Source organism: Pseudopedobacter sp. (assembly GCF_040392825.1).
Taxonomy (GTDB): domain Bacteria; phylum Bacteroidota; class Bacteroidia; order Sphingobacteriales; family Sphingobacteriaceae; genus Pseudopedobacter.
On sequence record NZ_JBEBVH010000262.1, the window covers coordinates 1 to 5,307 of the forward strand.

Annotated in this window: 5 protein-coding genes; 1 reads left to right on the top strand and 4 read right to left on the bottom strand. The window is 39.2% G+C overall.

Features of this window, described 5'->3' with window-relative positions:
• Window positions 1-465: 465 nt before the first annotated feature.
• From ABWO41_RS14985 to ABWO41_RS15000, 4 genes are all read right to left on the bottom strand, one after another.
• Window positions 466-1,182, bottom strand: a complete 717-nt coding sequence (locus ABWO41_RS14985; protein WP_353139802.1) for an RluA family pseudouridine synthase — start codon at window positions 1,180-1,182, stop codon at window positions 466-468.
• A gap of 253 nt (window positions 1,183-1,435) precedes the next feature.
• A complete protein-coding gene (locus ABWO41_RS14990) occupies window positions 1,436-2,023 on the bottom strand; it encodes a LutC/YkgG family protein (RefSeq protein ID WP_353139805.1) in 588 nt (195 codons plus the stop codon).
• Complete coding sequence (locus ABWO41_RS14995; protein ID WP_353139807.1) at window positions 2,023-3,393, bottom strand: lactate utilization protein B; 1,371 nt, start codon at window positions 3,391-3,393, stop codon at window positions 2,023-2,025. Before ABWO41_RS14995 ends, ABWO41_RS14990 begins: the two co-directional genes overlap by 1 nt.
• Entirely contained in the window at window positions 3,386-4,120 is a 735-nt protein-coding gene (locus tag ABWO41_RS15000; RefSeq protein ID WP_353139809.1) for a (Fe-S)-binding protein, read from the bottom strand. The genes ABWO41_RS14995 and ABWO41_RS15000 overlap by 8 nt, the downstream gene beginning before the upstream one ends.
• A 148-nt stretch (window positions 4,121-4,268) precedes the next feature.
• On the opposite strand from ABWO41_RS15000, the gene ABWO41_RS15005 reads away from it, so the two are divergent.
• Complete coding sequence (locus tag ABWO41_RS15005; RefSeq protein ID WP_353139811.1) at window positions 4,269-5,132, top strand: AraC family transcriptional regulator; 864 nt, start codon at window positions 4,269-4,271, stop codon at window positions 5,130-5,132.
• Window positions 5,133-5,307: the final 175 nt, after the last annotated feature.

Here is a 5,307-nt window from a genome sequence, read left to right on the forward strand (position 1 = left end):
CGCGCATACCTTTCCGGGCCTCTTGAGCGGCCCAGCTCAAGCTACTTTTTTCCGCAAAAAGTAGCCAAAAACTCCCGGCTGCGTGACCTTTCTTGCAAATCCTCAATAAATCTTTGTCGGTGGAAAGCGCAGTCGCTATGAGCTCCCCTTCAAAAATTAAGCGGCTTTACCTGCGCTTGCTCGCTTTCCTAACGCTTGTCTGAACTTGAATATTACTGCTCAAGATTTATTGGCCTTTGCTGCGAATTTTCCAAGGCCGGCCCCAGCTATGTACCGTCAGGCAAATCGCTTCGGGAGAGTCGAAGTCTTTGTAGTGCTATTCGAAGCATATCTTGACTCTGCTTCCCAAAAATCAGGAAGACAAATTAGGCCTTTAGATAGCTCCTTTTCTTTTACAATTGTTCGAACTTATCCGGTAACACAAATCAACGGAAGTAACATTTATTAGCAGATCTGACTTTGCCACTAAACATCGTTTTTCTGTAGTAATTTTAGTAATACACCAAAATCTTTAGGATACTCTGCCTCTATAGTTATTTCTTCGCCATTTGGCTTAAGAAAAGTTAACTGTCTTGCATGTAACGCAAACCGCTTCATGATAGGCTGTTCCTCTTCATCTGTTAATCTGTATCCTCTTTTTATTTTGGAAAGAAATGCCGGTTGTCCGCCGTACATTTTGTCGCCTGTAATAGAAGCTCTTTGTGTTGCCAAATGTATACGAATCTGATGCATTCTACCAGTAACAGGCTTACATTCTATTAGGGTATAATGTTTAAAATATTCGAGTGAGTTAAACCAGGTTTCGGCTCTCTTACCCTCACTTCGGCTAATCACCACATTACCTTTACCAATATTTAAAATAGGAAGGTCTACCAAAAGATCTTCGAAGACATGAGTGCCGTCTACTATAGCATGATAAACTTTCTTTACTTTTCTATGCTCAAATTGCATAGACATATGTCGATAAGCTTCGGGATGTTTTGCAATAACCAGCAATCCTGATGTTTCTTTATCTAAACGGTGGCAAATCTGCGCGTCTTCTGCATATTTCTTTGCCATTCTCAACAGGTTGATTTCTTTTCCTTCCCTTTCGTCAAGAGAACTTAAAAATGGCGGTTTGTTTACAATAATAATATCAGAATCTTCAAATAGTATGATGTCCTCGAACTTTGGAAATTTCATTCTGCAAAGATAGATAAAATTTAGGCCTCATAATATTTATTCTGCTTTCTTGTTTTTGAGGTCTGAGCTTGTAAAATATGTGTAGTTTCTTTTCGAATCTTCCGGACATCGTCTGTTTTAAAAACGATATCCGGAAGTGAAGAAATAATTTATTACAAATCTTTTTTATAGTGTAAGACGAAAAGAACTATTTTTCAGGTGATAACAAACAATCGCTAATAAATAGACTCGGTTGTTATGAAAACTGCGCTGTTTACTCCTGAACCAAATACACCATCAGGCTTCTGGCGCCATGGGCTCCTATAACCAGGCTTTGTTCGATATCTGCCGTTTTAGACGGACCGGCGATAAAAGCACCGTAACCTAAATCCTCAAAAGAAATCTTTTCGTAAGCATGGTGTAAAGTAGGCACTATGTCTTTAACATTTAAAACCAGCACCAGATGTTGTGTTATAAAAGGTAAAATTCTGTGTGGAAGTGCATTTTCACTAATCCATATAGCTCCATTTTCTGCCACACCAACAGTACCTTTGATGTAAACGCGATCTAATTTTTCTAATTCTTTAGAGGTTTTGCTATACAAATTGTGCCTGTCTTCTTCAGATAAATTAAGGGTATCGATAACCAGGGCGCCATTCTTTTCGGCTTCTATTGTATGTTTAATTTCATCAAGACTATTAAACAGTTTAAACTGACCACCAATTTTCAGTAATATTTCGCAATACTGCTCTGTTAAATTCCCAAAAGACATTAGCACTCCAAAATCAATTTCGGGTAGTGCTACCTCTTCTGGTTTATTGGCCTTAATTGCCGATAATATTGAATCTCTTGAACCACTCATTACTTATTATTTTTATTGTACCAATCTCTGAAACTTTCTTTTGGAGCTTCGGGCATTTCCCTTTGCTTGTACCAGGCGTTTAATTTATTGTTCACCATAAAAGGCATGTTGCGCATCACAGAAAGCCCTACTTTTGCTACGGCCCTGTATACAGACGGTTTAGAAAACAACCAGGCGGCTCCTTTCATAGCCAAAGATTTGCTTTCTGCAACATATCCCTCTTTAACTATTTCCTGACGCCATTTCCATAACTGCTCGTGAATGTCAATTTTAACCGGACAAACATTACTGCATGAACCGCATAAGGTAGACGCGAAAGGCAAATCTGCGTTGGCTTTCATATCCAGGTTTGGATTCAGGATAGATCCTATGGGGCCGGCAACTGCCGTATGGTAGCTGTGACCTCCGCTCCTTCTGTAAACCGGACAAGTATTGAAACAAGCTGCACATCTGATGCATTTCAGGGAATTACGGAAATCTTTTCTGCCCAATTGCCTGCTTCTGCCATTATCAACAATAACAATATGCATTTCCTGCCCTTCTCGGGGTTTTAAAAAATGGCTTGAGTAGGTTGTTATTGGCTGTCCCGTAGCACTTCTGGTCAATAATCTCAGGAAAACACCTAAATGTTTAGCTTTCGGAATAATTTTCTCGAACCCCATACATGCGATATGTACTTTTGCTGTATGTGCTCCCATGTCTGCATTACCTTCGTTGGTACAGACTACAAACCCTCCGGTTTCGGCCACCGCGAAATTCACTCCGGTAATCGCCAGGTCAGACTCAATAAAATGATTTCTTAAGTGCTGTCTTGCTGCTTCCGTTAAATACTGAGGGTCGTTATTACCTTTCTCTGTACCTATATGCTGATGAAAAGTTTCGCTTACATCCTGCTTTTTAAGATGGATAGCAGGCAAAACAATATGGCTTGGTGGCTCTTTTCTGAACTGAACAATTCTTTCGCCTAAATCCGTATCTACCACATCGATATCATGTTTTGCCAGATAGCTGTTTAAATGACACTCTTCTGTAAGCATACTCTTGCTTTTCACGACATTCCTGACCTCATGTTTTTTCATAATGTCATGAATAATTCTGTTATGCTCATCGCCATCTTTTGCCCAATGCACATGGACACCATTTGCCCGCGCATTCTCTTCAAACTGAACCAGATATTCGTCCATTTTGGAAAGTGTATGGTTTTTGATCTGGGAAGCCCAGGCTCTTAAAGTCTCCCATTCGGGAACTCCATGAGCTGCCAGATCTCTTTTCTGCCTTACAAACCAAAGGGTGTCGTCATGCCAATTGGTTCTTTCCTCATCTTTTATAAACGCCTCGGCGGCTGTCGCGTGATCTAAAACCTTAGTCATGATTTAAAATTTCTGCAATATGAATAGTTTTAACTTTGCTGCCTTTTCTTTTTAAAATACCTTCTAAATGCATCAAACAGCTTACATCCGCTCCGGTAATAAAGTCCACATCGTTATCTTCATGTTCTTCCACCCGGTCTTTTCCCATTTTTACGCTCACAGCTTCCTCAAATACACAAAAGGTTCCGCCAAAACCGCAACATTCGTCGTTTCTTTTAGGTCTTTTTAAGCTTAAGCCATCTACCTGGCTTAGCAGATCTTCTACTTTAGAAAAAGCCGGAAGGTTTCTTTCTGACATCGACGACAAGCCCAAACCCCGCTGTCCGTGGCAGCTGTTGTGCAAACCTACTTTGTAAGGGAATTTAGAATTGAGTTTATCGACTTTAAGTATATCGGTCAAAAATTCGGTTAGTTCGTAGATGTGCTTTCTGATATGTATCGCTTTCCCAGGGTTATTTTCATCCTTAAGATGCTCTTTTACATGGAGCACACAACTGCCTGATGGACCAACTATGTAGTCGTACTCGCTGAAATTACGTACGAAATTCTGGTCACAACCAGCATTCAAATGTGAAAACCCGCTGTTTGCCATAGGTTGCCCGCAACAGGTTTGGTTTTGCGGATAATCTACATCGCAACCTAATTTTTTAAGTAACTGATAAGTTGCTATCCCGACATTGGGATATAACTGATCTATATAACATGGGATAAACAACCCAACTTTCATAATTAATAAATTAATGGTCTGATAACAGAATCATAAAGTTAGATAAATGGCATTGTTTGTTTTTGCATGTATTTAGCTAATTCTTATGGTATTTTAACATATATATAATCATTCTAAATAAAAACCTGTATTTTTACTGTAATTTAGTATGAAGCCACATTTATTAAAAATACCCTTAAACCCCGAACATTCTTTTAATGTGAGATACGATATCGTCTCTCATTTCTACAAAATGTGGCATTTCCATCACGAAGTCGAGCTGGTTTATATTGTTAAAGGATCCGGATTACAGTTTACAGGAGATCATATACAGCCCTTTAAACCGGGAGACTTAATTATGTTTGGCTCTCAGCTACCTCATCTTTGGCGTAGCGACGAGATTTATCTGCAACCTGGCGCATCAGAAAAACTGGAAGCTATAGTTATGCACTTTTCACCAGATTGCTTTGGTGACGGCTTTTTTAGCCTGGCAGAGAATAAGCAGGTATTAAAGCTTCTCGAAAACGCTAAAAAAGGGATTCGGATAAACGGAAAATCTAAAGAGAAGGTTGCCGAATGGATGCATGAGCTTTTAAGTTGCGAAGGCATCAAAAGAATTATCCTTTTACTTCAAATATTAGAACAGCTTTCCTTATCTCAGGATTTGGAAATTGTTAATCAGCAGAACAATATCGAATTCAATTCTGCTACAGAAATGGACCGGTTGAATAATGTTTATCAATATCTGTTGGACAATTATACCAGAGAAATAGAATTGAAGGAAATTGCTGAAGTTGCCAATATTACGCCCCATGCGTTTTGCAGGTATTTTAAAGCCAGAACCCGAAAAACTTTTTCTGGATTTTTAATAGAGCTAAGAATCAACCACGCTGCAAAGCTGCTGATAGAAACGAATAAGAGTGTTTCTGATATATGTTTTGAAAGCGGTTTCAATAACTTCTCTCACTTTAACAAGAGTTTTAAAGGTATTATCGGAAGAACACCTTTGCAGCATAGGAAATCCATGGCTTAGAGATTGATGTCTCTAAATTACCGTCAGGTTATTCTATCTTGCCTTTCAGACAAAACGAGAATGATGTATGGGAATGGTTTTGCAAAGGTGAATAATAGGTTCGCCCTCATCCGCCCACTAGGCACCTCCCTCGGGGAGAAGGACAAATAAACGATGGTAGTGTAAAAACACTTTG

What these genes read in the sequence shown, in the direction of transcription:
- ABWO41_RS14995 (WP_353139807.1), bottom strand. Translation starts at nt 3,393, where the DNA reads ATGACTAAGGTTTTAGATCACGCGACAGCCGCCGAGGCGTTTATAAAA.
- ABWO41_RS14990 (WP_353139805.1), bottom strand. Translation starts at nt 2,023, where the DNA reads ATGAGTGGTTCAAGAGATTCAATATTATCGGCAATTAAGGCCAATAAA.
- ABWO41_RS15000 (WP_353139809.1), bottom strand. Translation starts at nt 4,120, where the DNA reads ATGAAAGTTGGGTTGTTTATCCCATGTTATATAGATCAGTTATATCCC.
- ABWO41_RS15005 (WP_353139811.1), top strand. Translation starts at nt 4,269, where the DNA reads ATGAAGCCACATTTATTAAAAATACCCTTAAACCCCGAACATTCTTTT.
- ABWO41_RS14985 (WP_353139802.1), bottom strand. Translation starts at nt 1,182, where the DNA reads ATGAAATTTCCAAAGTTCGAGGACATCATACTATTTGAAGATTCTGAT.